The sequence below is a fragment of the Rhizobium sp. 01T417 genome, assembly GCF_056398905.1.
Window position 1 is genome coordinate 1 of record NZ_JBFTQH010000013.1, and the last position, 26,263, is coordinate 26,263.

A 26,263-nucleotide genomic window follows, 5' to 3' on the forward strand; every position below is an offset into this window, starting at 1 on the left:
GATGAGCATTGGCAATGAGAACGATTAAGTGTCGTAAGGGCATTTGGTGGATGCCTTGGCATGCACAGGCGATGAAGGACGTGATACGCTGCGAAAAGCCGTGGGGAGCTGCGAATAAGCTTTGATCCATGGATCTCCGAATGGGGCAACCCACCTTAAATGCTTRGAAAATCTAAGTTGTGCTTCGGTACGGCTTAGGTTTCYAAGCATTGTGATAAGGTATCTGCACCTGAATAAAATAGGGTGTAAGAAGCGAACGCAGGGAACTGAAACATCTAAGTACCTGCAGGAAAGGACATCAACCGAGACTCCGCAAGTAGTGGCGAGCGAACGCGGACCAGGCCAGTGGCAATTGTGTTTAAAGCGGAACAWTCTGGAAAGTTTGGCCGTAGCGGGTGACAGCCCCGTACGCGTAGATAGCATGATTGTCCTAGAGTAGGGCGGGACACGAGAAATCCTGTCTGAACATGGGGAGACCACTCTCCAAGCCTAAGTACTCGTGCATGACCGATAGCGAACAAGTACCGTGAGGGAAAGGTGAAAAGCACCCCGACAAGGGGAGTGAAATAGAACCTGAAACCGGATGCCTACAAACAGTCGGAGCCCGCAAGGGTGACGGCGTACCTTTTGTATAATGGGTCAACGACTTAGTGTAACAAGCAAGCTTAAGCCGGTAGGTGTAGGCGAAGCGAAAGCGAGTCTGAAYAGGGCGATTTAGTTTGTTGCATTAGACCCGAAACCGAGTGATCTAGCCATGAGCAGGTTGAAGGTTGGGTAACACCAACTGGAGGACCGAACCCGCATCTGTTGCAATAGATTGGGATGACTTGTGGCTAGGGGTGAAAGGCCAATCAAACTCGGAAATAGCTGGTTCTCCGCGAAATCTATTTAGGTAGAGCGTCGACCGAATACCCTGGGGGGTAGAGCACTGGATGGGCTATGGGGACTCACCGTCTTACTGATCCTAACCAAACTCCGAATACCCAGGAGTACTAGTCGGCAGACACACGGCGGGTGCTAACGTCCGTCGTGAAAAGGGCAACAACCCTAACCTCCAGCTAAGGTCCCCAAGTCATGGCTAAGTGGGAAAGGATGTGAGGATCCCAAAACAACCAGGATGTTGGCTTAGAAGCAGCCATCATTTAAAGAAAGCGTAACAGCTCACTGGTCTAAATAAGGGTCTTTGCGCCGAAAATGTAACGGGGCTGAAGCCATGCACCGAAGCTGAGGATGTGTAGCAATACACGTGGTAGCGGAGCGTTCCGTAAGCTGATGAAGGGAGACCCGTGAGGGCTCCTGGAGGTATCGGAAGTGCGAATGTTGACATGAGTAACGATAAAGAGGGTGAGAGACCCTCTCGCCGAAAGACCAAGGGTTCCTGCTTAAAGTTAATCTGAGCAGGGTTAGCCGGCCCCTAAGACGAGGCGGACACGCGTAGTCGATGGGAACCACGTTAATATTCGTGGGCCTGGTGGTAGTGACGGATTGCTCAACTTGTGAGGTCTTATTGGATTGATCTTGCAGGGACGCGGTTCCAGGAAATAGCTCCACCGTATAGACCGTACCCGAAACCGACACAGGTGGTCAGGTAGAGTATACCAAGGCGCTTGAGAGAACTATGTTGAAGGAACTCGGCAAATTGCACGCGTAACTTCGGAAGAAGCGTGACCCCATTTTACGCAAGTGAAGTGGGGTGGCACAGACCAGGGGGTAGCGACTGTTTATCAAAAACACAGGGCTCTGCGAAGTCGCAAGACGACGTATAGGGTCTGACGCCTGCCCGGTGCTGGAAGGTTAAGAGGAGAGGTGCAAGCTTTGAATCGAAGCCCCAGTAAACGGCGGCCGTAACTATAACGGTCCTAAGGTAGCGAAATTCCTTGTCGGGTAAGTTCCGACCTGCACGAATGGCGTAACGACTTCCCCGCTGTCTCCAACATAGACTCAGTGAAATTGAATTCCCCGTGAAGATGCGGGGTTCCTGCGGTCAGACGGAAAGACCCCGTGCACCTTTACTATAGCTTTACACTGGCATTCGTGTCGGCATGTGTAGGATAGGTGGTAGGCTTTGAAGCAGGGACGCCAGTTTCTGTGGAGCCATCCTTGAAATACCACCCTTATCGTCATGGATGTCTAACCGCGGTCCGTTATCCGGATCCGGGACAGTGTATGGTGGGTAGTTTGACTGGGGCGGTCGCCTCCGAAAGAGTAACGGAGGCGCGCGATGGTGGGCTCAGACCGGTCGGAAATCGGTCGTCGAGTGCAATGGCATAAGCCCGCCTGACTGCGAGACTGACAAGTCGAGCAGAGACGAAAGTCGGTCATAGTGATCCGGTGGTCCCGTGTGGAAGGGCCATCGCTCAACGGATAAAAGGTACGCCGGGGATAACAGGCTGATGACCCCCAAGAGTCCATATCGACGGGGTTGTTTGGCACCTCGATGTCGACTCATCGCATCCTGGGGCTGGAGCAGGTCCCAAGGGTATGGCTGTTCGCCATTTAAAGCGGTACGTGAGTTGGGTTCAGAACGTCGTGAGACAGTTCGGTCCCTATCTGCCGTGGGTGTAGGAATATTGACAGGATCTGTCCCTAGTACGAGAGGACCGGGATGGACATATCTCTGGTGGACCTGTTGTCCTGCCAAGGGCATAGCAGGGTAGCTACATATGGAATGGATAACCGCTGAAGGCATCTAAGCGGGAAACCAACCTGAAAACGAGTATTCCCTATCAGAGCCGTGGAAGACGACCACGTTGATAGGCCGGGTGTGGAAGCGCAGCAATGTGTGAAGCTTACCGGTACTAATAGCTCGATTGGCTTGATCGTTCTCATTGATCAATGCTCATAGGGCAAGCGTAAGCGCTTGTCCCGACAGAGCAAAGGCGCAAGCCTTTGCGACAGGCCGGCGAACCCAGGGTAAGCGCACCGCGCTTATCCCGAAGTGTTCGTCCGGTTCTAGCCTAGACGTGTTTAAGACGCGGGAGAGTCGGTCGCTGCCAGGTCTGCTAAACGCAACAACACATGCGCCGAATGTCGAAGTCATTCGAAAGCTGCATGTGAAACAAACAAATCTTCTCATCACGAAAACGGCCCYAAGCCGATCAAAAGGGCCGCCCACAAAGCGGCCTTTGTGCTATAATSGGYCCGGAAAYATGCAGTGCGTCCCTTACACGAGACAAATCGCCTTCGGCAATTTGCTCGGGCAGTAGCGTAAACTGCTTCGCAGTTTACGCACCGTGACAAAACCCAAAGGGTTTTGCACTTGGCGCGGGGTGGAGCAGCCCGGTAGCTCGTCAGGCTCATAACCTGAAGGCGATTTCGCTCGCCGATGACCGAGACTTGGAGTCTGCCGCGCTGGTCGGTTTCGGCGCAGGCCCCGCGGGACACCGCCTCCCAGAAGTGACGACTTACCGGACCACCAAGACAGGCACCGGGCTGCTCGCGAGGACTTCCGATGTCTGGCTCCCGAGCACCAGCTTTCTTAAACCCCTACGGCCGTGTGATGCCATGACGATCAAATCGCAGTCGAGAGCCTTGGCCTCCTCAACAATCGCTTCGGCCGGATAAGCCTGCGGGATATGGACAGTGTTCGCCTGCACGCCGAGCTTTTCTGCTGCTCTCTTGACCCCAGCCAGCACTCTCTCGGCTGTTTCCTTTTGACCGGCTTCATACTGGGCCATCTCTGTCGGCCCGGGAATATAGGCGCCGGCAATCCCTGCATGCGCGTAGACAGGGAACCGCTCTGTTGCCATGATTATCGTCACGCGGGCCTTGAGGCTGCTTGCAAGGGACAGCCCATGATCGACACCCTTCTGCGCTACTTCCGATCCATCGGTAGAAATGAGAATATGGTTGTACATACTTGTCGTCTCCCGTCTGGTCCAAGGCATTTGCTCCCACCACGCAAGGTACTATCGTTTCGCAACTAACGATACGGTTGTAGACGAAGAAATCGCCAGAACGGACTGGCGGAGGTTGGCCATCGCGCCACATGCAACGCACCTCCACTGTGGACGGATTACACCGCTGGGGACCTGCGCTACCGTGTCAGTCAACGTATGCCTGTGCACAGCGACATTCTCAAATCTGTCATATCGGCTGGTTAGAAGCGGCGTGGCACTCAGCCCCGCATGAAACTGGGCTGCTGCACTCTCCTTTTCGTGGAATGACACCGATGCAGAACAATTCGGCAGTGATTATCGAGCGCTCGACCGTCATTTTTGGCGACCGTCTGGAGCCCGCTTCCGTGCGCATCGAAGACGGCCGGATCACGGCGATCGACGGTGCACGCGACGGAGCGGACATTGTGGATGGACGCGGCTATCTCCTCGCTCCGGCTTTCGTAGACATTCATGGCGATGCCTTCGAGCGGCAGATCATGCCGCGGCCGAGGACGATGCTCCCTGTCGCTCCTGCGCTGCTCGACACAGACCGTCAGCTTGCCGCCAATGGGATAGCGACTGCCTACCACGCCCTGACGCTGAGCTGGGAGCCGGGGCTTCGATCTATGGAAAACGGTTACGCCGTCGTTCGCGCTCTCGACGCACTCGGCCCGCGTCTGACGGTGGACAATCGTGTCCAGCTCCGTTGGGAAACCTTCTGCTTCGAGGCGATCGAGCTTATTCGCGAGGCGCTCGCCGGTCCGCGCCTGCCGTCGATTGCCTTCAACGACCACACATCGATGGCAATGCTGCATCCCTCGACACCGTTGCAGGAGCGGCCGTTTGACCTCGATCCGGCCTTCCCGGCAGTCGATCCCGAAACGCCTGCGTTCGCGGAGAAGATGGCGGAACGCGCCAAGCGGGCCAAGATCCCGGTGTCTGACATGGTCGCGCTCGTCAGGAACATGTGGGATCGCCGTCCGCAAGTACCAGCCGCGATTGAAGAGGTGGCGACCCTCGGCCAGGCCGCCGGCGCACCGATGCTGTCGCATGACGATAGCCAGATTGAAACGCGCGACTTCTTCCGCGTCCGTGGCGCACGGATCAGTGAGTTCCCGATGAACAAGCGGGTGGCGCGGGCCGCCCGTGAGGCTGGTGACTTCATCGTCTTTGGCGCGCCGAACGCCACGCGCGGCGGCAGCCACATTGCTTCGATCGGTGCCGCCGATATGATTCGCGAGGGTCTCTGCGATATTCTCGCCTCGGACTATTATTATCCTGCGATGCTGCTTGGCCTGGCCAGGCTCAAGGCCGATGGCGTGGCACCGGTCCACGCGCTCTGGCCGCTCGTATCCGGCAATCCGGCGCGTGCGTCGGGGCTCTTCGATCGCGGCGTGATCGAAGTCGGAAAGCGGGCGGACCTCATATTGGTCGATTGGCCAGAGGGCGGCGCCCCCGTGGTTCGGCGCACCTGGGTCGCCGGCCGGGAAGCCTATTGCGCGGCGCCGATGGGCTGGTGACGAGTAGAGAAGCGGGCGAGCAACTGATGCAGAGCTAGAACAAGGCCCGTCGGGAGCTCCGCTCGTCCGCCCATCTCGCGCAAATCTTTAACCTCCGTCAGCTGCAGAGAAAGGCCGGCAGGACGAGCGGATCGTCAAGCGGCCCGAAAGTACGATCTGCCGGGGAGGGCGGTCGGAGCGATTGGCAAGGCGGTCAAGAATGAGCTGGGCTGCGTGTTCACCGATGGCCTGTACCGGCTGGGCGATGGTCGTCAGGTTCGGCTGGAAAACATCCGCCCAGGGAAAATCGTCGAAGCTCGACACCGAGATGTCATCGGGACAACGCAGCCCCATGTCCCGGATCGCCTTCATCACGCCGATGACCATCAGGTTGTTTGCCGAGAAAATGGCGCTCGGCCGTTCCGGCATCACGAGCAACTGCATGGCGGCATTATAGGCGTCTTTCTCGCGAAAGTTTCCGATGCGCACCAATGCGTCGTCCTGGGGAATGCCGGCATTGTCAAGCGCGCCGCGATAGCCGGCCAGCCGGCCGAGGCCGGTGGAGGTATCAAGCGAACCCGAGATGTAGCCGATCCGGCGATGGCCGAGGCCGACAAGATAGTCGATCGCGTCTTGTACCGCGCGCTGGTTGTCGAGGACGACTGCATCCGCCGCGATGCCGTGGCTGATGCGATCGATCAGTACGGTCGGGACACCGGCGCGCTGGAGGACGCGCTCAAGCGCATGGTCGTCGCCAGCCGGCGCAATGATCAGGCCGTCCACCATCCTGTCCAGGAGAAGCGAAATCTGCTCCTCCTGTTGCACCGGATCTTCGTCTGTGCAGCAGAGCATCACAGCGTAACCGGCGCGATGCAGCACATCCTGGATGACGGCGACGACATCCGTGAAGAACGGGTTGGTGATATCGGCGATGACGAGCCCGATCGTCTTGGTGGCGCCCGTCTTCAGGCTTCGGGCAATGGCGTTGCGTTTATAGCCGATGGCCGCAATCGCATTTTCGATTCTGCCACGCAGTTCGGAACTGACCGGCGCGGTACCGTTGACGACCGCCGAGACCGTGGCAACCGAGACGCCTGCCGTCGCAGCGACGTCTAGCATGGTCGGCTGGGATTTTCGTCTTTTGGAAGAAATCCGGTCCATAATTCAAAACGTTTAGATCGATGCGTTGTCCAACATGTTACGAAAATGGCAAGTTCTTAGCAAGATCAAAGCGTTGGAGGGCGACTGATCTCTTGACAGATTCGAAACGTTTAGATTAGCTTCTACTGTCGCTTACAGCCGCGGACAAAGATGGAAGGGAGGCCGTCATTGTCATGCAGGAAGAAGTGGGCCATTTGTCTTCGCGCGCCGACGCGCCACCTTCGTCCACCGCGCCTGTGCTGGAAGCGGTCGACGTCTCGAAGTCGTTTGGCGGAATTGCCGCGCTCAATCATGTGAAATTTGATCTGTTCGCCGGTGAGATCCACTCGCTGATGGGCGAGAACGGCGCCGGCAAATCGACCCTGATGAAAATCCTGTCCGGTGTCTACGCCGACTATGATGGCGCCGTCATCATCGACCAGGCTCCGGTTCACTTCGCGACGGTGCGCGACGCAGAGGTTGCCGGTGTCGCCATCATCCACCAGGAACTCAATCTCGTCCCTGAGCTGTCGATTGCCGACAATATCTTCCTCGGCAGGGAGCCCTTGATCGCCGGGTTGTTTGTCGATCGCCGGAAAAGCATGAATGCCGCCCGGACCCTGCTCACGCGGCTCGGCATCGATCTTGATCCCGAAGCACGGGTGTCGTCGCTCAGGATCGGCGAACAGCAGCTGGTCGAGATCGCAAAGGCGCTGTCGCTCGACGCCCGGATGCTCATCATGGACGAGCCGACATCGGCGCTGTCACCGAATGAATGCAAGCGGCTTTTCACGATCATGCGCCAGCTCGCATCGGAAGGGGTGGGCATCATCTACATCTCGCACCGGATCGACGAGGTAATGCAACTCAGCGATCGCGTCACGGTGTTCCGGGACGGCCGGCACGTCTGGACCAGGCCGAAGTCGGAGATCGATGAAGACATGGTCATCGCCGGCATGGTTGGCCGCAATCGAAGCCGTGCCGAAACCATCAGGCACGAAGCGACCGCCGTTGGCGGTGCAGTCCTGTCGGTGAGAAATCTGTCATTGTCCGTGGCCAACCGGCACGGCTGGAAGCAGGTCGTGACCGGCGTCAATTTCGAGGTCGCCTCAGGTGAAGTCCTTGGCATCGGCGGCCTGCTCGGGGCCGGGCGTACCGAGATCCTGCAGGCGATAACGGGCGCCAGCAACGGGGAGGCCGGCGGTGAGATTCTGATCGACGGGCAGCCGGTCACGATCCGCTCGCCGACGGACGCGCGCCGACTGGGCATTGCCTTCGTCACTGAGGACCGCAAGATGCAGGGACTTCACCTGCACGATACGATCACGGAGAATGTCGCGCTACCGCTCGTCAGCCGAATGGCGCGCTTCGGCCTGCGCGACTTTGCGGCGGAAGCGGCGGTTGCCGCCGACGCCATCAAGACGTTGGGTATTCGGGCCTCGGGCATTGAACAGGTCGCGGCAACGCTTTCCGGCGGAAACCAGCAGAAGGTCGTGATCGGCAAGTGCCTCGCCACGACGCCGCGCATCTTGCTGCTCGACGAGCCGACCCGCGGCATCGATGTGGGGGCAAAGAGCGACATCTACGACCTGATCTTCCGCCTGGCCGAAGCGGGTATGTCGATCGTCGTCGTGAGTTCGGAAATGCCGGAACTCCTGCATCTTTCCGACCGCATCCTCGTCATGTCCGAAGGACACCAGACCGGTATCCTGAACCGCGCGATCGCGACGGAGGAGCGGATCATGCAATTGGCGGCACCGCGATCCGGCAACAGGCAGGAGAAGGCATCCGCATGAATGTGATAAAGCTTGTTTCCCGCACGAAACTGTACTGGGGCCTGATCGCGATTTTCCTGATCGGTGTCGCCTGGTCGCCGGTGACGTCGTCGGGCAGGAACATATTTCTTTCCAGCGGCAACCTGCTCGACGTGCTGCGTCAGGTCTCGACGACGGGGCTTATCGCGACCGGCATGACGGCCGTCATCATCACCGGCGGCATCGACCTGTCGGTCGGTTCGTTGATGGCAATCTGCAGCGTCGTCTGTGCCATGTTGTTGACGGTTCCGGGGGACACACCCGCCTTCCTGCTCGGCGTGCCGTCGGTGCTGCTTGCCGCCCTCGTCATCGGGGCCGCCGTGACCCGGTTCATCTTCTCCAATCTTGAAAAGAGCCGCACTGGCTTCAGCCATAGCCGCGACCTGACGCTCGACCGCACGCGGGGCATCTATGTCCCGGCGCTGGTCGGTATCGCCCTCTGCACCGTGCTGCTCTTCTATATCGTGCCGCAGAGCGAAACCAAGTTCGGTGTGCTCGGCGTGCTGCTCGTCGTACCGGCCGTCGGCCTTCTGTTTGGCGCCATCAACGGCATCATCATCGTCGTCGGCCGCCTGCAGCCCTTCATCGTCACCCTGGCGATGATGGTGACTGCGCTCGGCATCGCTCGGCTGACGGCGGGTCAGAACAATGCGGTCCTGCCGGTTTATACCGGGTCGAACGCCACGGCCGATTTCGATATCCTCCGCTCGCTGGTCTTCGGCATCATTCCCATGCCCGGTATCTTTTTCATTGCGGCGATTGCGATTTATGCGGTCGTGCTGAAGTTCACTCCGTTCGGCCGCTTCGTTTATGCGATCGGCGGCAACGAGGAGGCGGCGCGGCTTTCAGGCATCGACAGCGGACGGGTCAAGATCGTCACCTATGCCGTCTCCGGCCTGCTCGCGGGCATCGCCGCGATCCTCTACGTTGCGCAGTATCGCCAGGGCAAGCCCGATGCCGGGGCTGGGCTGGAGCTCGACGCCATCGCCGCGGTGGTCATCGGCGGCACGAGCCTGATGGGGGGACGCGGCAGCCTTGCCGGCACCTTCTGCGGCGTGCTGATCTTCGGGCTGCTGTCGAATATCCTGCAGCTCCACAACATCAATTCCAACCTTCAGCTGGTGCTGAAGGGACTGATCATCATCGGCACCGTGCTCGTTCAGGAGCGCAATGCCCGCGATATTCTGGCGCGGTTGCGGCTGACACTGCCGCGGCCCGCGAGATCGGAGGCGTCCGGGGAGGAGCGTCCGCGCAAGGAGACCATGTCTCTCAACACTGGAGGAAACGGAAATGAAACGTCGTGACATGTTGAAGTTCGCGGTCGTCACTACCGCGCTTTTCACCACTACATCCCTTTTCGCTACGCATGGCGCGCTGGCGCAAGACAAGAAGTGGCGCATCGGGTTCTCCCAGGCGACCACGATCGAGCCCTGGCGGGCGCAGTTCAACAAGGACATCATCGCGGAAGCCGCAAAGCATCCCGAAGTCGAGCTGATCATCACCGACGGTGAGGACAAGACTGAAAAGCAGGTTGCGGATGTCGAAAACCTGATCCGCCAGGAAGTCAATGCGCTGCTGATCTCGCCGAAGGAATCCGCTGGCCTCACCGGCGTCGTCCAGCAGGCGATCGACGCCAAGATTCCGGTCTTCGTCTTGGATCGCAACGTCGAAACCGACAAGTACGTCCAGTTCGTCGGCGGCGACAACAAGCTGATCGGTCGGGCTGCGGGGGAATATGCCGTTGAACTTCTCGGCGGGCCCGGTAAGGCGCAGGGCAATGTCGTCGAGATCTGGGGCGGCATGGGAACCCAGCCGGCACACGACCGGCACGACGGCTTCCACGAATTTACCGACAAGGAGCCGGGCATCAAGAACCTGCTCGACCAGCAGTCGGGCGACTGGAAGCAGGACCAGGCCTACAACATCATGGCCACCGCGCTCCGCAACAATGAGAAGATCGACCTCGTCTATGGCCACAACGATCCGATGGCCTATGGCGCCTACCTCGCTGCCAAGGATGCCGGACGTGAGAAGGACATCAAGTTCATCGGCATCGATGCGCTTCCCGGAGAAGGCGTGACCTGGGTGAACAATGGTGAACTCAGTGCGACCTTCCTCTATGCAACGCCGGGCGCGGAAGGCCTGCGTCRGGCGATCAAGTATCTCGGCGGAGAAAAAGTCGAAAAGAATGTCGTCTTGCCGACGCTCAAGGTGACAAAGGAAAATGCAGGCCAGATCATGAAGGACAACGGCCTCTAACTCAGCGTAAACCTGACAGTAAAGAAGGGTCGGCTATCCCAGCCGGCCCTTTTTGTGTCCATACGGGTCCGCACCTGTTCGACGGTCAGTCCGGTCCGCTAAACCACTGTAGTAGTCGGCGGCATCCGCGCATTCGTCGATAGCCTGGCGGAATAACGGGCTTGGGGAGAGCTTGGATGGCTGCCTGGGGGCGAAGGCTGCGTAAAACTCGAGGGGATTGTGAAGCTTCCGAGTTTTGCGGCTTTCCACCGAGGCTCAACCGGTGGACCACTGGAGCACTTTGTCCAACCCTGAAACGGTCGCTCACCTATACCTCTGTATAATTCGCTCCATCATGCGTTTCGAATATCAGTAGGCGGATCCGTCGTGTCGGCGGCAAGGAAGCGCAAGTCTTTTTACGTGTTCGCATGAAAACCGCTTGTCTTTTCCGTAAGCTCTCTAGCTGTCAGCGCAGCGTTTCATCACAAGCGATTTTGGAGGTATCATGTCTGTCCCCGACGATCAGATCCTCACGCTGCAGGTTGCCAATATGCCACCGCAGGATACGGGAGCGAGCATCGCCCGCGTCTCCACGAAGGCGATGACCAAGCTCGGCGTACGAGAAGGCGAGCTTATTGAGCTCATCGGCAAGCGGCATACGGCCGCGATCGCGATGGGGCCCTATTCCGATGATGAGGGCCTGAACCTGATCAGGCTCGACGGCCTTCAGCGCGTAAATGCAGGCGCAACAAGCGGCGACCATATCGAAGTTCGCAAGGCGGAGGTCAGGCCGGCGACGAAGGTTGTCCTCGCGCCGGCGCAGAAGAACCTGGTGTTGCAGGGACCGGGTGAAGCTTTGCAGCGCACGTTTCTTCACCGCCCAATGGTGGCCGGCGACGTTGTATCGACCTCAGTCCAGCAACGCGTAAGAGATCCCCGCGCTGCGGACCCGCTGCTACGGAGCGTACTCGATCTTCCCGCCTACGGTCTGCAGGAAATCAGGCTCGTCGTTGTCTCGACACAGCCGAGAGGCATCGTCCAGATGAACGAGCAGACGGTTGTCGAATTGCGTTCGCAGTTTGAGGAACCGAAGGAAGCACGCCGAGCTGACGTAACGTACGACGATATCGGCGGACTCGGCACCTCTGTCGAGCAAGTCCGCGAGATGGTGGAGCTGCCACTGCGCCATCCCGAGTTGTTTCAGCGCCTCGGCATCGAACCGCCAAAGGGCGTGCTTCTCTATGGCCCCCCGGGCACCGGCAAGACGCTGTTGGCCCGTGCTGTCGCCAATGAGACGGAAGCCAACTTCTACCACATCGCCGGTCCCGAGATCATGGGCAGCCGCTACGGGGAGTCCGAGGAACGTTTGCGGCAGGTCTTTCAGGAAGCCTCGCAGAATGCGCCATCAATCATCTTCATCGACGAAATCGACTCCATCGCGCCAAAGCGCGAGCAGGTGACCGGAGAAGTCGAACGGCGAATTGTCGCCCAGTTGCTAACCCTTATGGATGGGCTGGAGCCGAGGCAGAATATTGTTGTCATCGGCGCGACGAACAGGCGAGACGCGATTGACGAGGCGCTCCGCCGTCCCGGGCGTTTCGACCGCGAAATCGTCATTGGCGTACCGGACCAGCGCGGCCGGCGCGAGGTGCTCGCGATCCACACCAGGGGCATGCCACTCGCCGAGAACACCGATCTCGATGAGATCGCGAGGACGACCTACGGCTTTGTCGGAGCGGATCTCGGTGCGTTGGTTCGCGAAGCGGCGATGGATGCGCTGCGCCGTGTTCTTCCCGATATCAATCTGAAGCAGGGTATCCCAACCGAGATCCTTGAAAAGCTCACGGTCTCTCAGGACGATTTCACGTCCGCCATGAAGCGCATTCAACCTTCCGCGTTGCGCGAAATCATGATCCAGGCGCCGAACGTCCGTTGGGACGATGTCGGAGGTTTGGACGAAGCGCAGATGAGACTGAAGGAAGGGGTGGAACTGCCGCTCAGGTCACCGCAGTCCTTTAGGCAGATGGGCATTCGCCCTGCAAAGGGATTTCTCTTGTTTGGACCTCCTGGGACCGGGAAGACACTGTTGGCAAAGGCCGTGGCGCGCGAAGCCGAAGCGAACTTCGTGGCAACCAAATCGTCCGATCTGCTTTCGAAATGGTACGGCGAGTCCGAGCAGCAGGTTTCGCGGCTCTTCGAACGCGCACGACAGGTTGCCCCGACCGTCATCTTCATCGATGAAATCGACTCGCTGGCCCCCGTCCGCGGCGGCGGGCTGGGTGAGCCGGCGGTGACCGAGCGGGTCGTCAACACGCTACTGGCCGAAATGGATGGGTTGGAAGACATGCAGGGCGTCGTCGTGATGGCAGCGACCAATCGGCCGAATTTGCTCGATCCGGCACTGCTGCGACCGGGGCGCTTTGACGAACTGGTCTATGTTCCCGTGCCGGATGCAAAAGCGCGGCGGAAGATCCTTGGCATCCATACGAAGAAGATGCCGCTCGCCGACGATGTTGATCTCGATGAACTCGCCGACAAGACGGAGCGGTTTACAGGGGCAGATCTCGAAGACCTGACACGGCGAGCAGGGCTGATTGCACTGCGTCAGTCTCTGACTGCGTCGACGGTGACAAAGGAGAATTTCGCCATGGCCCTGCAGGAGGTTCGACCGTCGGTCACGGCAGAAGCCGAACGGGAGTATGAGGAGATGCTGCGCACGCTCCGCCAGGAAAATCCGCAGCGCATGCAGATCGGCTTCACGCCCCTCAGGCAGGCTGGAGAGTAGGGGCGCCAGATTAAGTAGTGATCGACCGTGGCGGCTCTGCCGGTCCAGTGCGGGGCGGCCGGGCTTCCGCGCTCCATGCTGAGCCAGGTGAAGCTCCGTGACGCCACCTGTTCTGCGCCGCGTGGGTGGCTGATCGGCCGTTCGTCATCTCAGCAAAGTTGATTTCTTGCGGGGTGTAGGCTTCCGCGGCTTTGGCGGCAGGCCGGCATCGCAGTTCCGCTCGATCAGGGCTTCGGTGACGGACTCGTCGGCATAGGTCTCCTGCATCCGGATGTATATCGCAGACAGGCCCGGATCGAGGGAAAGCGCTTGCCGAACCAAGAGTTCAGCCTTTCCGCTGTTGCCGCAGGCCATGCTAGCCGCGATCTGATAAAGCAACGTCCGCCTGGTCTGAAACGGTAGTGTCAGGGCGACGCGCATCATGTCTTCGAAGCGGTCCAGCGCGTAGAGGGCCGCCACCCGCTCTTCAGTGATCCAGACCGGCAGAAAGGGATCGAGTGTCTCGGCACGATCAAGCATTCCAAGGGCGTGCTCAGCCTCTCCGACATAGACATAGAACGCGGCGCTGCGGCCGAGAATATAGGCGTCGTTCGGAGCGAGTTCCTTGGCGCGTATGTGATGGTAACGCGCCGAGGCGAAGTCGCCCGATTTCATCTTGATCGCGCCCATGATGCGATGGGCTTCCGGGTCGGTCGGGTCGAGTGCAAGCGCATGCGCAACCTGCTTCTCGGCCTCATGAAGGTCAAAGCTTGGCAAGTTGCTCCACGAGCAGACGTGCATGGCGAAGGGGCGGCCGAAACCGGGATCAGCGGTCATTGACCGCTCGAACCAGGTCATGGCTTCGTGTATGTGGGTGTCCGAAACGCCAACCAAGCGATGATGGTCCAGTCCCCGTAGGTAATACTCATAGGCCGTCATGTTCTCCGGGCGCTTTAGCCGCGCGGCCGCACGACTGCTCGACCCGTCCGGACACGGTTGCTGCGACACGCGCGATGATTTCATCCATGACATCAAGCAGTTCGCGAAACGGACGCGTTATGCGATCGGACCAGATGACGAGGCCCTCTCCGGTTTCCGTCAGCGAGATGTTGACCCTGAGGTCGTCGCCCGCTTGCCGGATCGAGCCGCTGACGACGTAGCCGACGCCGAGAAGGCGGCCGATCTCGACCGGGTCTTTGGTCGTCAGTGCGGTCGCGGCCGAACGGGAACTGACAAACAACCCCTTCAGCCGGCTCAGTTCAAGAGTCAGGTCGTCGGTGATGCCGTCCGCCAGGAAGGATTGATCCGCAATGGCGCCGGGCGCAATGTCGAACCGCGCCACGGCGATCGAGTTTGTCCGGGGAGGCTGTGCAGCATTGGGAGAGGATCGTGTTGGAGCGAACTGATAGAGGTGGCGGTCCACCAGTTCAGTAACCCGGTAAATCCGTATCGGCTCGAAAATTCCTTTCAGTCGACGTTCGCCGATGTCTTCAAATCCACAAGGCGAGACCCGACGGACCTGGTCGTAAAGCACCCCCGAAACCTCGATTGCGCCAGGTGGCGCAGACGCCTCAATTCGCGCGGCTATGTTCACGCCATCGCCGCGCAAGTCCGAGCCCACGACGACGACATCCGCGACATGCAGGCCGAAACGCATGTCGCCGCCACTCGAGCCAGGAAGGGCAGCGATCTCGGCGCGCGCCTCGATGGCGGCCCTAAGCGCATTGACTGGGCTGCCGAACTCGGCGAGCAGGGCATCGCCCGCGGTGCCGAAGACGCGGCCATCATGGCGCTGGATGACCATGCGAACAGTGTCGAGGACAGCGTCAATCCGGGTGATCGCTCCTTCCTCGTCCGTTTCCATCGCAGGGGTGGAGCCGACGAAATCTCCGACCATGATCGTGGCCAGCTTGCGCTGCATTCTCGATCCCTCCCGCCACAAAAGCACGTGGTGACAATGTAGCACATCAACAGGCTTGGGTGTTTTACGATTGCCAACGACAGCGGCGGGTGCGAACGGTGCTGTGGGAGCACGCACATCGACGTGCAAGCTGCCTGCAGGACTAAGGACGATAGGGGCCCGGCGGATTTGCGATGAAATCGAGATCATAACGTGCGACTTCATCCGAGACCGTCTCGATCAAACTCAATCTTGCCAGGAGCCGCCGCACATCGGCCTGCATCGCGATCATGTGCGGGGTTCGCCTATGGAACTCGTGTGCCTCCGCATCGCGAAAGCCTTCGATCAGAACCACAACGTCGTCTTCATCCTTGTGCCGATGATACTCAAAAAACACACAGCCTGGCTCAGCGCGCGTGGACACAACATGCGGCTCCATAGCGGCAAGGAACGCCTCTCGCATTCCCTGCTTGCAGGTGAGCCAACCCGTTATGAGTTTCATATGGGCACCTCGAATTTCTGTATCACTCGCCCTGACACGGAGGCTACTAACATTCGACGTGGGTGCAGACCTCAAGGTCCATGTCCAGGTTGTAACTTATAGCGCAGGCTGCTTCTGGCGCGAAGTGGACACCGTCCGCCACGGGGCGAGCGAAGACGAATTCTTGAGCGCGCCAGGAAGTGTCTCGACATTGCGTATATGCTAATCTGAGTGGCCATTGGCTGACTTGATGGGGGTGGGCGACAATGAAGCAACGGCTTTCTGTCATCATGGCCTCTGACGTGGTCGGCTATAGTCGACTGATGGGGATCGACGAGAAAGGCACACTTTCCGCTCTAAAATTGCACCGACACGAACTTTGGGACGTGAAAATCGCGTTGTATCAGGGCCATACAATCAAGCTTGTTGGCGATGGGATGCTGACGGAGTTTCAGACTGCTGAAGAGGCGGTCCTGTGCGCGATCGAGATCCAATCGGAGATGCAGAAACGCAATGCGCGTGTCCCCGGCGATCGCAGGATAGAATTTCGGATCGGTATAAATATCGGCGACCTTATCTTCGAGGACGACGATGTTTACGGCGATGGCGTGAACGTTGCAGCTCGCATTGAGAATGTCGCGAAACCGGGAGGCATAGCGATATCCGCATCGGTGCGCGACACCTTAGGCAAGCGTCTGGGCATCCGCTTCGAAGATGTGGGCGAGCACGCACTGAAGAACATCGAGCGGCCAATTCGCATCTTCAACATCATCGTCGACGACGGTGCAGAAGGGGCGAATCCTGAGTTTATTGCGACACCCAAGCCTGCCGTGCAGTCGGTCGGAACGCGCCTTGGGCCGGAGTTTTCGCCGAACAGAACATTGCTGTACGTTTCGAAGTTCTCAAATCTCAGCGGCGATCCAGACCAGGATTATTTCGCGGCGGGATTAACAGAAGATGTCGCGGCAGGTTTGGCGCGGTTCTCCAGGCTGATCGTTGTCGCTCAACAACCGCCCTCAGAGCAACAGCACGCCGAGTCAATCCCGCACTACGTCCTCGAGGGGAGCGTGAGGCGACTTGGCAATCGTGTCAGGGTGAGTGCCAACCTCATCAATGTTTCGGGTGAACGAATCTGGGCGGAAAAATACGACTTCGACCTTATCGACATCTTTCACATTCAGGACGAGCTGTCCCGCTCCATACCGGCCGCGCTGAGCGTCAAGATAGAAGAGGCGGAGCGTCAACGCGCCCTGAGCAAGCCTGTTACATCGCTGAAAGCCTACGATCTGTATTTGCGGGGCCGGCATCTTCATCAGGGCTCGAGCCAAGAGGATGTGCGACTTGCGCGGGAAATGTATCTCGCCGCGATAGCCGATGATCCGGAGTTTCCGCGGCCTTACATCGGGTTGGCCTGGATCGAGCTTCGGAAGCTGAAATGGAACGAAATCGTTGAAATCGATACCGCGCTTGCGACCGCATCGGCCCTGCTAAGCAAAGCCCTGAAGCTAAACCCGATCGACGCTGATACCCACTGGGCTCTTGGCGTCGTTCACCTTTGGAGGGGAGAGGCCGAGCGAGCCGTAGCCTGCTATGAGCGTGCCCGAGAACTGGCTCCCAGCAACTGTGACCTCCTCGCCGAATATTGCGATGCCCTTGGTTATCTTGGGCGCCTTGACGATGCCGTTAGGATGGGAGAGCTTGCCGTTCGCCTCAATCCGAGCCGCCCCGACTGGTATCTCTGGGATATCGCCGCAGCCAAATTTCTTTCGGGAAAATATTTGGAGGCACTGTCCCTTCTGGAGAAAATGGCCGAGCTTGGGCCCGCCTATCGCCTGCTTGCAGCGACCTACGCCCAACTGGGGCGGCTTGAAGAGGCGCGCCAGGCCGCGCGCGAACTTCTGAAGGTCAATCCTGACTTCTCGATCGAGCGTTACAGTTCGCGTGCACCCTATCTCGATAAGACGCTCATGGCCAAATACATCGAAGGCCTACGACTAGCGGGTCTGCCGGAGTAGGTTGGCGATCTGAAAGTCTAATGGACATGTCGACAAAGCAGTTCAATTGACGAAATGTTGCATATGCACTACAAAACGAGATCCGATTGAATGCTGGGGCGAGATGGCCATGGATCGACGTGATTCCAACTCTGATATCGTCAGCGAGGTCGTATCCGGGTGCTTGATGACGAGGAGCAGGCGCATCTCCCGGGTGATTACAAACATCTATGATCAGGAATTGCGTGACTACGGCCTCAATGCATCGCAGTTCTCGATGTTGATCATGATTGCAAAACTGGGTGGTGCTAGCCGCGCCGAGATCGGCCGCGCAAACTTTCAGGATCGGACGACCTTGACCCGCAGTCTTGCACCGCTTCTTGCAGAAGGTTGGATCGAAGAGCTTCCGACGGATGGCGGCCGCAGTAGACCGGTCGTCATTTCGGATTCTGGAAAAAAGCTCCTCAATGACGCCGCGCCTGCCTGGCGCGAGGCGCAGCGGAAAGCCAGCCAGCTCGTTGGCGATGTTGGTGCAAAAGCCATCATTGGCGTTGCCGAGAGTCTTCCGAGAGTAGACGAGCAGAAGTGAAGACGATCTCGGCGCCTCGGTTCCTTAACTTTCTCAACGTGAAGCAAAGCCTCGGCGACGCCGTTGATCCCAGTCCTGCACGATAGCCTTTGCGCTCATCGGGCAGGGCCGTTGTCTTACAGACCACGCTTCGTCGGCGCTACTTCGCCGCCCGTATTTCAGCGACAGTATTCTGAGGTTTCTGGAGGTGCGGGTAGTGGCCGATACCCGGCAAAACAGTCATGGGCGCACCGGTTCGCCGCGCAAATTCCTCTCCCATCTCTTTCTTGATGTAGAGGTCCTTTTCGCCCCAGACGAGTTTGACGGGAGTCTTGAGTTCACCGAGGTGCTCTTCGAGATAGTCCTGGTCGCGCGTGAAGTGCGAGTAGTATTGGTAGAACGCGTCAGCGGACGTGATGTCGCCGTGCCCCCATCCCTCCGTCATGTCCTTCAGCACCTCGGCCGGAAGGTCGAACTGTTCCTCGGGTGGCAGGCCGCGGCGATAGGCGTTTGCGAGGATTTCCGCGCTCGTCCCGTTCATGTGGATACGGGTTTTGGATGCCGCCGGCTCGCTCTTGAGGTTCTGGAGGCTCTTGTACATGTATTCGGGCCTGTTGAACGGAGCGAAGTCTCCGACGACGATGTTCTTGGCGATATCAGGTTCCTCAATCGCTGCCAGCAATGCGGGAAGCGATCCGATATCGGTCGCGTAAATTGTCAGCCTTGAGCGATCGACATGCGCAGACTTGATGTAGGCTCTCAGAATGTCGGCATAGTCTCGTGGCGAATACGAGAACGTCGCGACTGCGGGTCGCGATGACATTCCGTAGCCTGGCCAATCGATAGCATGGACTTCGTAGTCCCGCGCAAGTGCGTTCGCGATATCCTTCCAGACGAGTAGCGTCTCCGGAAATCCGTGGAGGAAGAGAACAGTCCCCTTAGGCGCGGCGCTGTGGGCGACCATGCGTCGAAGCGTGATGTCGGGGGCTACCTCTATGTATCCGATCTCGGCATGGATGCTGCTGGGAGAAGCGCCGGCTGAACCAGCCGATGCCGCGCTCAGCATGAGCGAGGAAAGGAGGGGTATCGAGTGTTTCAACATTTCAAGGCTCCTTCGTGTGTTGTTGCTCGCCTCTGGAGGCGACGATAGTGATTGCGGAAGCTTGGCGAGACCGTCGCCAACCAGTTCCGTACCAATTTGCCTGTATGTTGCGTACGCAACAGAATGTTTGTTCTAGAATGATGATATTGTACAGGAGAGACCGTTGGGCTCATTCCCTGTAAGGCATAATGATGCATATGCAACATATCGTCAAGCCACGCAGAATCTGCGGCGGACGATTTTGTATTGCATTGTATCCAGACCCTCGGTTGGCTTGGTTCCGATACATTTGCGACCGGCATCAGAAATATCCGGGATACCGAACGGTCCGATTTTGGCTCGGAAGCATGGGGCATTGGTTGCGCCTGCTAGTGCCAACGAAGGAGCAATCCATGAACGCACGGTTTATCGTCTCCGCGGCTCTTGTCGCTGCCGCCGTCATCTACCAGCCCGCGCAGGCCCAGCAGCCCGAAATTCAGCGGACCGATCTGGTGAAGGAGGACATCAGCGTCGCCGGCAAGGAAGTCGTCCAGGTGCGCGTCGACTTCAATCCCGGCGCTTTCGCAGTGAATCATAGACATCCTGGCGAGGAAGTTGCCTACGTTCTCGAAGGGACACTCGAATACAAGCTAGAGGGCAGGGAAGCCCTGACGCTCAAAGCTGGCGAGACCCTGTTCATCCCCGATGGCGTTGTCCATTCCGCGCGCAACGTCGGCGAAGGCAAGGCTTCGGAATTGGCGACATACATCGTCACCAAGAATGCGAAGCTCCTTGAGACCGTGAAATAGTCCGACAAAGGAGGAGGATACGTCATGACAGCAAGTGCCAAGGTAGAAGCCATCGACCTTTCTCGTCGGACGCTGTTGTTCGGGGGAACGGCTATCGCCCTGTCGACCGCGGTGTTGCCGTCGCTTGCGAAAGCGGCAGAAACCAGAATGGCGAAACCGGGCTGGAACGGCGAAATTCGCCCTTTCAAGGCCGAGGTTCCTGAAGCGGAATTGATTGACCTGCGGCGGCGGCTCGCCGCCACGCGCTGGCCTGACGGTGAGACCGTCACAGATCGATCCCAAGGCGTCCAGCCGGAAAAGCTGCGCGGTCTCGTCGAATACTGGCAGACCGGCTACGACTGGCGCAACGCCGAGAGGAGGCTGAATGCCTTTCCGCAGTTCCTGACGAACATCGACGGGCTTGATATTCATTTCATTCACGTGCGTTCCCCGCACGAGAACGCGCTGCCGTTGATCATGACGCATGGTTGGCCGGGCTCAGTGTTCGAACTCCTCAATGTGATTGGCCCGCTAACCGATCCAACGACGCACGGAGGCAAGGCCGAAGACGCCTTCCACCTCGTGCTGCCGTCCATCCCGGGCTTCGGTTTTTCGGAGAAGCCGAACACGACCGGATGGAACCCCCAGCGCATCGCGAGCGCTTGGGACGTGCTCATGAAGCGTCTAGGTTACAAAAGCTACGTCTCCCAAGGCGGTGACTGGGGCGCGATCATTTCCGATGCCCTTGGCCGGCGGGCACCGGAAGGCCTACTCGGCATTCACGTCAACCGGATCGAGCGGGGCACCACCTTTCCGCCGGACGCTGCCCAGGCGCTCAAGAACGGCGCCCCGGCCCCCGCGACTCTTTCTCCCGACGAGAAGAAGATCTTCGACGATGCCAGGGATTTTCTGAATAATGGCTTCGGGTACGCCGCCATCATGAATACGCGTCCGGAAACTGTCGGTTACGGTATTGCGGACTCTCCAGTCGGCCTAGCTGCCTGGCTCTATGACAAGATCGCAGACTGGGTCTTCACGCGCGGTGAACCTGAAAAGGCTCTGACAAAGGACATGATCCTCGACAACATCACCCTCTACTGGCTGACGAACACCGGGCCTTCGAGCGGACGCATCTACTGGGAGAACACGGTCTCAGGCGCGAAGCTTACGGCGATTCAGGTGCCCGTCGGCGTGACTGTTTTCCCCGGCGAGGTCTACAAGCCCCCGAAGGAATGGCTCTCCCGCGCCTATCCCAAGCTGGTCTACTATAACCGCGCCTCGAAGGGAGGCCACTTCGCCGCCTGGGAGGAACCGAAACTGTTCAGCGAAGAGATCAGGGCGGCATTTCGGAGTTTGCGATAAGGTGTTGTCGATCGTTGAGGGACGCCGTCGCGGAATAGAACGGCCGGCACCCGCCTTCATCAATGTTTGACGAGGTCCTCCGACCGCGCGATCTTGAAGAAGGCGTTGACTGGCTTGGCTCCGGTTCGCTCCTTGAGACAGACAGGGCCTCGTCCATAAGCATGTCGTCGGCCCCCACGATTTCCAAAGGAACAAAGCATCGGCCCCGTCCAAACTCGGCCCGGGAAACAAACCAACACAGCCGCCGGCCGCAACGATCTCGCGAACAGCCTCCCGACCCTCGGCCTCGATCGTGGGCGGACGGCGTTCGCCGCACGGTCGCTGATCTGCTGGATAACGTTCTTCTGTTTGTGTTCCAGGCCCGCGGTCAGTGCAGCCCGAACTCGTTCAAGAGTTGCTCGCGGAACTTGACGAAACGCGCCTCGCTCCGGTTACGTGGGCGTGGCAGGTCGATGTCGATCTCGCGTGTGCGGCCGCCTTTCTCCTTGGCGAGAATGAGGACCCGGTCGGCAAGGTAGACGGCCTCCTCGAGATCGTGGGTTACCAGGATCATGGTGACCTTTTCCTCCCGCCAGATGCGCGCCAGCTCTTCCTGCATCGTGATCTTGGTCATGGCATCAAGCGCGCCGAAGGGCTCGTCGAGAAGCAGAATTTCCGGTTTCACCGCTAGCGCCCTTGCGATGCCGACACGCTGCGCCATGCCTCCCGAGAGCTGGGCCGGCAGCGCCTCGGTGAAATCGCCGAGACCGACGAGTTCCACGTAGTGTCGGGCGCGATCCCGAGCCTCTGCTTTTCGCAATCCGCGGTTTTCCAGCGGAAAGGCGACGTTGTCGAGCACGCTCAGCCAAGGGAGAAGCCGTGGCTCCTGAAAGATCACGGCACGATCGGTGCCCACACCATGGACCGGCTGACCGTCGATCAATACCTCGCCTCGGTCGGCCTCTTCGAGGCCGGCGAGAACCCTGAGCAGGGTCGTCTTGCCGGAGCCAGAGGCTCCGACAATAGCCAGACTCTCACCGGCGCGAATCTGGTTATTGACCGCTTGGAGCACATTGAGATGGCGCCCGTTGATCGAGAAGGATTTGGAAAGGTTCCGGATCGTCACCTCTCCACGCGTGGCAAGTTCAGCGAGTGCCATCTGTCTGCTTCCTCAATTCGCGGCGACGGCGAAGTTCGCCGGATCGTAAAGAATATCCTCGGCCTTCAGCTGTCCCGGCTGCAGGACGCCGCCGCGGGCGAGGATGTCGATCCAGAATTGCAAGTCGCGTGGAACGGCCTTGCCGCCCTCGCGCACGCCGTAACCGGTGAAATACTGCGCGATATCAGGGTTCTCGTTGCGCGAGGCAAGAACCTTGGCGATGACAGCTTTCGTTTCCTCGGGATGGAGGCGGGCATATTCGAGCGCGGCCTGCGACTTCTCGACGAAGGTCTTGGCGGCGGCCGGATGCTGCTTGATCCAGTCGCGGCGCAGCACGACAAAGCCGCCGGCGATTTCGCCGAGAACATCCGTGTCACCGAAAACCTTCTGAAGGGGGCCGTTCTTCAGGGCGGCGCCTTCAAAAGTCTTCTGCCAATAGCCGAAAGCCGAAATGTCGACCTGCTTTGAGCGCAGGACCTGTTCCAGCTGCGGGCCGGGCACGACCACGAGCTTGGCGGCGTTTTCCGGCAGGCCGACGGAGTGGAGCGCCTCGCGTACGGTATAGTCGAGGTGGGCGCCAAGCGTGTTGACAGCGATCGTCTTGCCGGCGAGATCCTTGATGGATTTGATCGGGTTGCCTTCAAGCGTGTAGAAAATGCTCTCGGTGGTCTTGTTGATGCCGTTCGACGCATAGGCGGCGACGAAATCATTGCCGCCAGCAATCGAGTTCAGGACGGCGGCCGTCGCCGCGCTGCCGAGTTCGACGTCGCCGGAAGCCAGCGCGAAGAGCGAGGCAGGCCCGCCCTGGGCATAGCCGACATTCTTGAAGGTGATGCCCGTATCCTTGAAATAGCCGAGTGCTTCGGCAAGCTCGTGACCGGAAAGGCCGCCTTGGCTTGCGAGATAGCGAATGGTGACCTGCTCGGGCTCGGCTGCGAAGACGGTGCCAGCCGTGCCCGCGAGGAGAAGGCTAGCGGCGGCGGCCATGCGGCCGAAGGAGCGACGGGAAATCTGCATGTTAGTCTCCGTGGAAAGTTTGGAGTGGAAGGGCTGAGATATGCGGATGATCAGTTCTTGACCTTGGACCAGCGGCAGAGCCGGGCCTGCAGGGTCTCCAGAATGAAATTCGCCGACAGACCGAGGAGGGCGAGCAAAAGGATGGCGGCGAACATCAATGGAATCTGGAAGTTGTATTGGGCGTTCATCACCTGAAAGCCGATGCCGGAATTGGCGCCGATCATTTCGGCGGCGATGAGCAGCAGAAGTGCGGTCGTGGCGCTGAGTCGAAGGCCCACGAAGATTTGCGGCAGGGCCGCCGGCAAAACCACACGGCGGAAGACGGTGAGCGGCTTGGTGCCATAGACGCGTGCCATCTCGATCAACTTCGGATCCACCTGCTTCACGCCGCCGATGGTGGCGAGCAGGATCGGGAAGAGCGTCGCCCAGAAGATCACGAAGATCTTCGAGGTTTCGCCGAGACCGAGCAGCAGGATGAAGACCGGATAAAGCGCGAGCGCCGAGGTCTGGCGGAACAGTTGCAGGATGGGATCGAGGCTGCGCTCGATGATCCGGATATGCCCCATGAACAGGCCGAGCGGAATGCCGACGCCGACTGCCGCGCCAAAGGCTGTGCCCGCGCGCTGCAGGCTGATGAGAATGTCGCCGGAGAAGGTGCCGACGGTAACGCCGTTCCAGAGGGCCCGCAAAATCGCGCCCAGCGGCGGCAACACAGCCGGATTGGTCCAGCCGAGCGACGGTGCGATCTCCCAAAAGAGCGCAAAGACAATCAGCAGACCATAGCGCGACAGGAAATTGCGCAAGAATGCCAGGGCCTCCCGCACCGGCTTCTGCCGCCAGAAAGAGGTGATGTTATAGCTCTGCAGGGCGATCTGCTGTTCCGTATCCAGGGCCATGGCCAGTGCTCCTTTTGCGGTTTCGCTTATTCGGCGGCTTCGGTGTAGGCGGCACTCCACCTCGTGTGGGGAAATGGCAGCCCGAGATTTTCGCGCAGCGTCTTGCCTTCATAAGCAGTCCGGAACAGGCCGCGGCGCTGCAGTTCGGGAATGACGAGATCCACGAAATCGTTGAGGCCGGTAGGCAGCCAGGGCGGCAGGATATTGAAGCCGTCCGCAGCCTCGTTCTCGAACCATTCCTGCAGCGTATCGGCGACTTGTTCGGCCGAGCCGACGATCGTGAAATGGCCGCGCGCGGACGCGATCCATTGATAGAGCTGGCGAATAGAAAAATCGTTGTCGTCCGCGATGCGGCGGATCAGCTCCTGCCGGCTCTTCATCCCCTCTGTCGGCGGCGCCAGCGGCAGCGGACCATCGAGATCGCAGCCGGCAAGGTCGAGTTCGCCACCGGTCAGCGCGTTGATCAGCGCCAGTCCGTCCTCCTCCACAATCAGGCTCGTCAGTCGCTCGTATTTTTCACGCGCCTCGGCCTCTGTCCGGCCGACGAAAGGCGAGACACCAGGCATGATCAGGACATGGGACGGATCGCGGCCGAAGGCGCGGGCACGGTTCTTGACATCCCGGTAGAATTCCCGCGCGCTTTCGAGCTTCTGATGTGCCGTGAAGATGACTTCGGCGGTCGCCGCCGCAAGTCCGCGCCCGTCATCGGATTGTCCGGCCTGCACGATCACCGGATGTCCCTGTTGCGAACGCGGAACATTGAGCGGCCCCTCGACGGAAAAGTGCTCGCCGCGATGATTGGTGCGATGCACCTTGTCAACATCGAAATAGACACCGCTTTCGCGGTCGCGGATAAAGGCGTCATCCTCGAAACTTTCCCAAAGCTTCTTCACCACCGCGAGATGCTCTTCGGCCCGGCGGTAGCGTGCGGCATGAGGGATTTGCTTGTCGAGGTTGAAATTCCGTGCCGCGGCTTCGGTTGCGGTGGTCACCACGTTCCATCCGGCGCGCCCGCCGGAGATCAGGTCGAGCGAAGCGAATTTGCGGGCGACCGAATAGGGTTCCTCGTAAGTGGTTGACGCCGTCGCTATGAAACCGAGATTTTCGGTGAAGGGCGCCAGGGCTGAAAACAGCGTGACGGGCTCGAACCCGGCTACCTTTGCATTGCCGCCTTCGATGCCGCCGCCGAAAGCCACCGCCAGCCCGTCCGCCAGGAAATAGGCATCGAAAAGACCACGTTCGGCCGCCTGCGCAAGCTCGATGTGAAACTTCAGGCTCGTCGCCCCGTCGAGCGGCTGATCCGGATGACGCCAGGACGCAATGTGCTGCCCGCCACCGGGAAGGAATGCACCAAGCTTGATCTGTCGCGTCATTTTCAATCTCCCGTTTCTGCTTCACGCTGCTGCCGGACGGGCAGGCGGGCAAGTCGGGAAAGACTGGCACATAGTATATAGATTACATAGATTTTATTTTTTCGTGTGTGCGGTCATAGGGTGAAAGATTTTTCCTCGGAAGGCTCCCTGCAATGGTTTTCCACTACCACGCGCTCCTGCCGTCAGACGAGAAGTTGGAAGGAGGCAGTTGTCTCGCATTGCGCTGACACGTCGCCGACATTGATCGGTCGCCGATTAGGCGAAGACGCCGAGAGGTCTGGAACCGATACGCCGCGCCAAAGAGGGTTCATCGGCGATTGGAGCCGCGCGGG

At 59.3% G+C, this 26,263-nt stretch carries 19 protein-coding genes and 1 rRNA gene; 10 read left to right on the forward strand and 10 right to left on the reverse strand.

The genetic code is table 11. From position 1 onward, the window contains the following. Positions 1-22 precede the first annotated feature (22 nt). A 23S ribosomal RNA gene (locus AC1DPR_RS14810) occupies positions 23-2,823 on the forward strand. A 581-nt stretch (positions 2,824-3,404) separates the two neighbouring features. Here AC1DPR_RS14810 and AC1DPR_RS14815 read toward each other — a convergent pair. Next, positions 3,405-3,857, reverse strand: a complete 453-nt coding sequence (locus tag AC1DPR_RS14815) for a universal stress protein (RefSeq protein WP_025660092.1) — start codon at positions 3,855-3,857, stop codon at positions 3,405-3,407. 314 nt (positions 3,858-4,171) lie between these two features. On the opposite strand from AC1DPR_RS14815, the gene AC1DPR_RS14820 reads away from it, so the two are divergent. Continuing rightward, entirely contained in the window at positions 4,172-5,398 is a 1,227-nt protein-coding gene (locus AC1DPR_RS14820; RefSeq protein WP_477816593.1) for an alpha-D-ribose 1-methylphosphonate 5-triphosphate diphosphatase, read from the forward strand. An 87-nt stretch (positions 5,399-5,485) separates the two neighbouring features. Here AC1DPR_RS14820 and AC1DPR_RS14825 read toward each other — a convergent pair whose 3' ends face one another. After that, positions 5,486-6,496: a substrate-binding domain-containing protein gene (locus AC1DPR_RS14825; protein WP_112645608.1), complete on the reverse strand. Its 1,011-nt coding sequence runs from the start codon at positions 6,494-6,496 to the stop codon at positions 5,486-5,488. Positions 6,497-6,711: 215 nt separating this feature from the next. On the opposite strand from AC1DPR_RS14825, the gene AC1DPR_RS14830 reads away from it, so the two are divergent. From AC1DPR_RS14830 to AC1DPR_RS14845, 4 genes are all read left to right on the forward strand, one after another. Further along, on the forward strand, positions 6,712-8,313 hold the full coding sequence (locus tag AC1DPR_RS14830; RefSeq protein WP_477816594.1) for a sugar ABC transporter ATP-binding protein: 1,602 nt from the start codon (positions 6,712-6,714) through the stop codon (positions 8,311-8,313). Next, the gene (locus AC1DPR_RS14835; RefSeq protein WP_018857248.1) at positions 8,310-9,635 is read left to right on the forward strand and encodes an ABC transporter permease; all 1,326 of its coding nucleotides are present in this window, start codon (positions 8,310-8,312) and stop codon (positions 9,633-9,635) included. Before AC1DPR_RS14830 ends, AC1DPR_RS14835 begins: the two co-directional genes overlap by 4 nt. Then, a complete protein-coding gene (locus AC1DPR_RS14840; protein ID WP_477816595.1) occupies positions 9,622-10,590 on the forward strand; it encodes a substrate-binding domain-containing protein in 969 nt (322 codons plus the stop codon). The genes AC1DPR_RS14835 and AC1DPR_RS14840 overlap by 14 nt, the downstream gene beginning before the upstream one ends. A gap of 484 nt (positions 10,591-11,074) precedes the next feature. After that, positions 11,075-13,354, forward strand: coding sequence for a CDC48 family AAA ATPase (locus tag AC1DPR_RS14845; RefSeq protein WP_018857249.1), 2,280 nt, complete (start codon positions 11,075-11,077; stop codon positions 13,352-13,354). Between the two features lie 144 nt (positions 13,355-13,498). Here the strand turns inward: AC1DPR_RS14845 and AC1DPR_RS14850 are convergent, their stop codons facing one another. From AC1DPR_RS14850 to AC1DPR_RS14860, 3 genes are all read right to left on the reverse strand, one after another. Further along, positions 13,499-14,272: a tetratricopeptide repeat protein gene (locus AC1DPR_RS14850; protein ID WP_477816596.1), complete on the reverse strand. Its 774-nt coding sequence runs from the start codon at positions 14,270-14,272 to the stop codon at positions 13,499-13,501. Continuing rightward, the gene (locus tag AC1DPR_RS14855; protein WP_477816597.1) at positions 14,259-15,254 is read right to left on the reverse strand and encodes an adenylate/guanylate cyclase domain-containing protein; all 996 of its coding nucleotides are present in this window, start codon (positions 15,252-15,254) and stop codon (positions 14,259-14,261) included. The genes AC1DPR_RS14850 and AC1DPR_RS14855 overlap by 14 nt, the downstream gene beginning before the upstream one ends. A 142-nt stretch (positions 15,255-15,396) precedes the next feature. Further along, on the reverse strand, positions 15,397-15,735 hold the full coding sequence (locus tag AC1DPR_RS14860) for a putative quinol monooxygenase (RefSeq protein WP_018857251.1): 339 nt from the start codon (positions 15,733-15,735) through the stop codon (positions 15,397-15,399). 245 nt (positions 15,736-15,980) lie between these two features. Between AC1DPR_RS14860 and AC1DPR_RS14865 the strand changes: the two genes are divergently transcribed. Together AC1DPR_RS14865 and AC1DPR_RS14870 are read left to right on the forward strand one after the other, a co-directional pair. Further along, positions 15,981-17,729 carry an adenylate/guanylate cyclase domain-containing protein gene (locus tag AC1DPR_RS14865; RefSeq protein WP_018857252.1) on the forward strand — a complete coding sequence of 583 codons (1,749 nt, stop codon included), beginning with the start codon at positions 15,981-15,983 and terminating at the stop codon, positions 17,727-17,729. A 109-nt stretch (positions 17,730-17,838) separates the two neighbouring features. After that, positions 17,839-18,297 (forward strand): MarR family winged helix-turn-helix transcriptional regulator, encoded by a 459-nt coding sequence (locus AC1DPR_RS14870; protein WP_245267952.1) that lies wholly within the window; start codon positions 17,839-17,841, stop codon positions 18,295-18,297. Positions 18,298-18,436: 139 nt separating this feature from the next. On the opposite strand, the gene AC1DPR_RS14875 is transcribed toward AC1DPR_RS14870, so the two are convergent. Beyond that, on the reverse strand, positions 18,437-19,378 hold the full coding sequence (locus AC1DPR_RS14875) for an alpha/beta fold hydrolase (protein WP_018857254.1): 942 nt from the start codon (positions 19,376-19,378) through the stop codon (positions 18,437-18,439). A 392-nt stretch (positions 19,379-19,770) separates the two neighbouring features. Here AC1DPR_RS14875 and AC1DPR_RS14880 point away from each other — a divergent pair, with 392 nt between their 5' ends. Beyond that, on the forward strand, positions 19,771-20,166 hold the full coding sequence (locus tag AC1DPR_RS14880) for a cupin domain-containing protein (RefSeq protein ID WP_018857255.1): 396 nt from the start codon (positions 19,771-19,773) through the stop codon (positions 20,164-20,166). A gap of 24 nt (positions 20,167-20,190) precedes the next feature. Continuing rightward, positions 20,191-21,507 (forward strand): epoxide hydrolase family protein, encoded by a 1,317-nt coding sequence (locus AC1DPR_RS14885; RefSeq protein WP_018857256.1) that lies wholly within the window; start codon positions 20,191-20,193, stop codon positions 21,505-21,507. A gap of 367 nt (positions 21,508-21,874) precedes the next feature. Here AC1DPR_RS14885 and AC1DPR_RS14890 read toward each other — a convergent pair whose 3' ends face one another. The 4 genes from AC1DPR_RS14890 to AC1DPR_RS14905 all read right to left on the reverse strand — a co-directional run bounded on the left by AC1DPR_RS14890 (position 21,875) and on the right by AC1DPR_RS14905 (position 25,931). Beyond that, positions 21,875-22,645 carry an ABC transporter ATP-binding protein gene (locus tag AC1DPR_RS14890; RefSeq protein WP_018857258.1) on the reverse strand — a complete coding sequence of 257 codons (771 nt, stop codon included), beginning with the start codon at positions 22,643-22,645 and terminating at the stop codon, positions 21,875-21,877. A gap of 12 nt (positions 22,646-22,657) precedes the next feature. Then, positions 22,658-23,632 carry an ABC transporter substrate-binding protein gene (locus tag AC1DPR_RS14895; protein WP_409564071.1) on the reverse strand — a complete coding sequence of 325 codons (975 nt, stop codon included), beginning with the start codon at positions 23,630-23,632 and terminating at the stop codon, positions 22,658-22,660. An 80-nt stretch (positions 23,633-23,712) separates the two neighbouring features. After that, positions 23,713-24,558 (reverse strand): ABC transporter permease, encoded by an 846-nt coding sequence (locus tag AC1DPR_RS14900; protein ID WP_018857260.1) that lies wholly within the window; start codon positions 24,556-24,558, stop codon positions 23,713-23,715. 26 nt (positions 24,559-24,584) lie between these two features. Continuing rightward, positions 24,585-25,931 carry an LLM class flavin-dependent oxidoreductase gene (locus tag AC1DPR_RS14905; RefSeq protein WP_018857261.1) on the reverse strand — a complete coding sequence of 449 codons (1,347 nt, stop codon included), beginning with the start codon at positions 25,929-25,931 and terminating at the stop codon, positions 24,585-24,587. Positions 25,932-26,263: the final 332 nt, after the last annotated feature.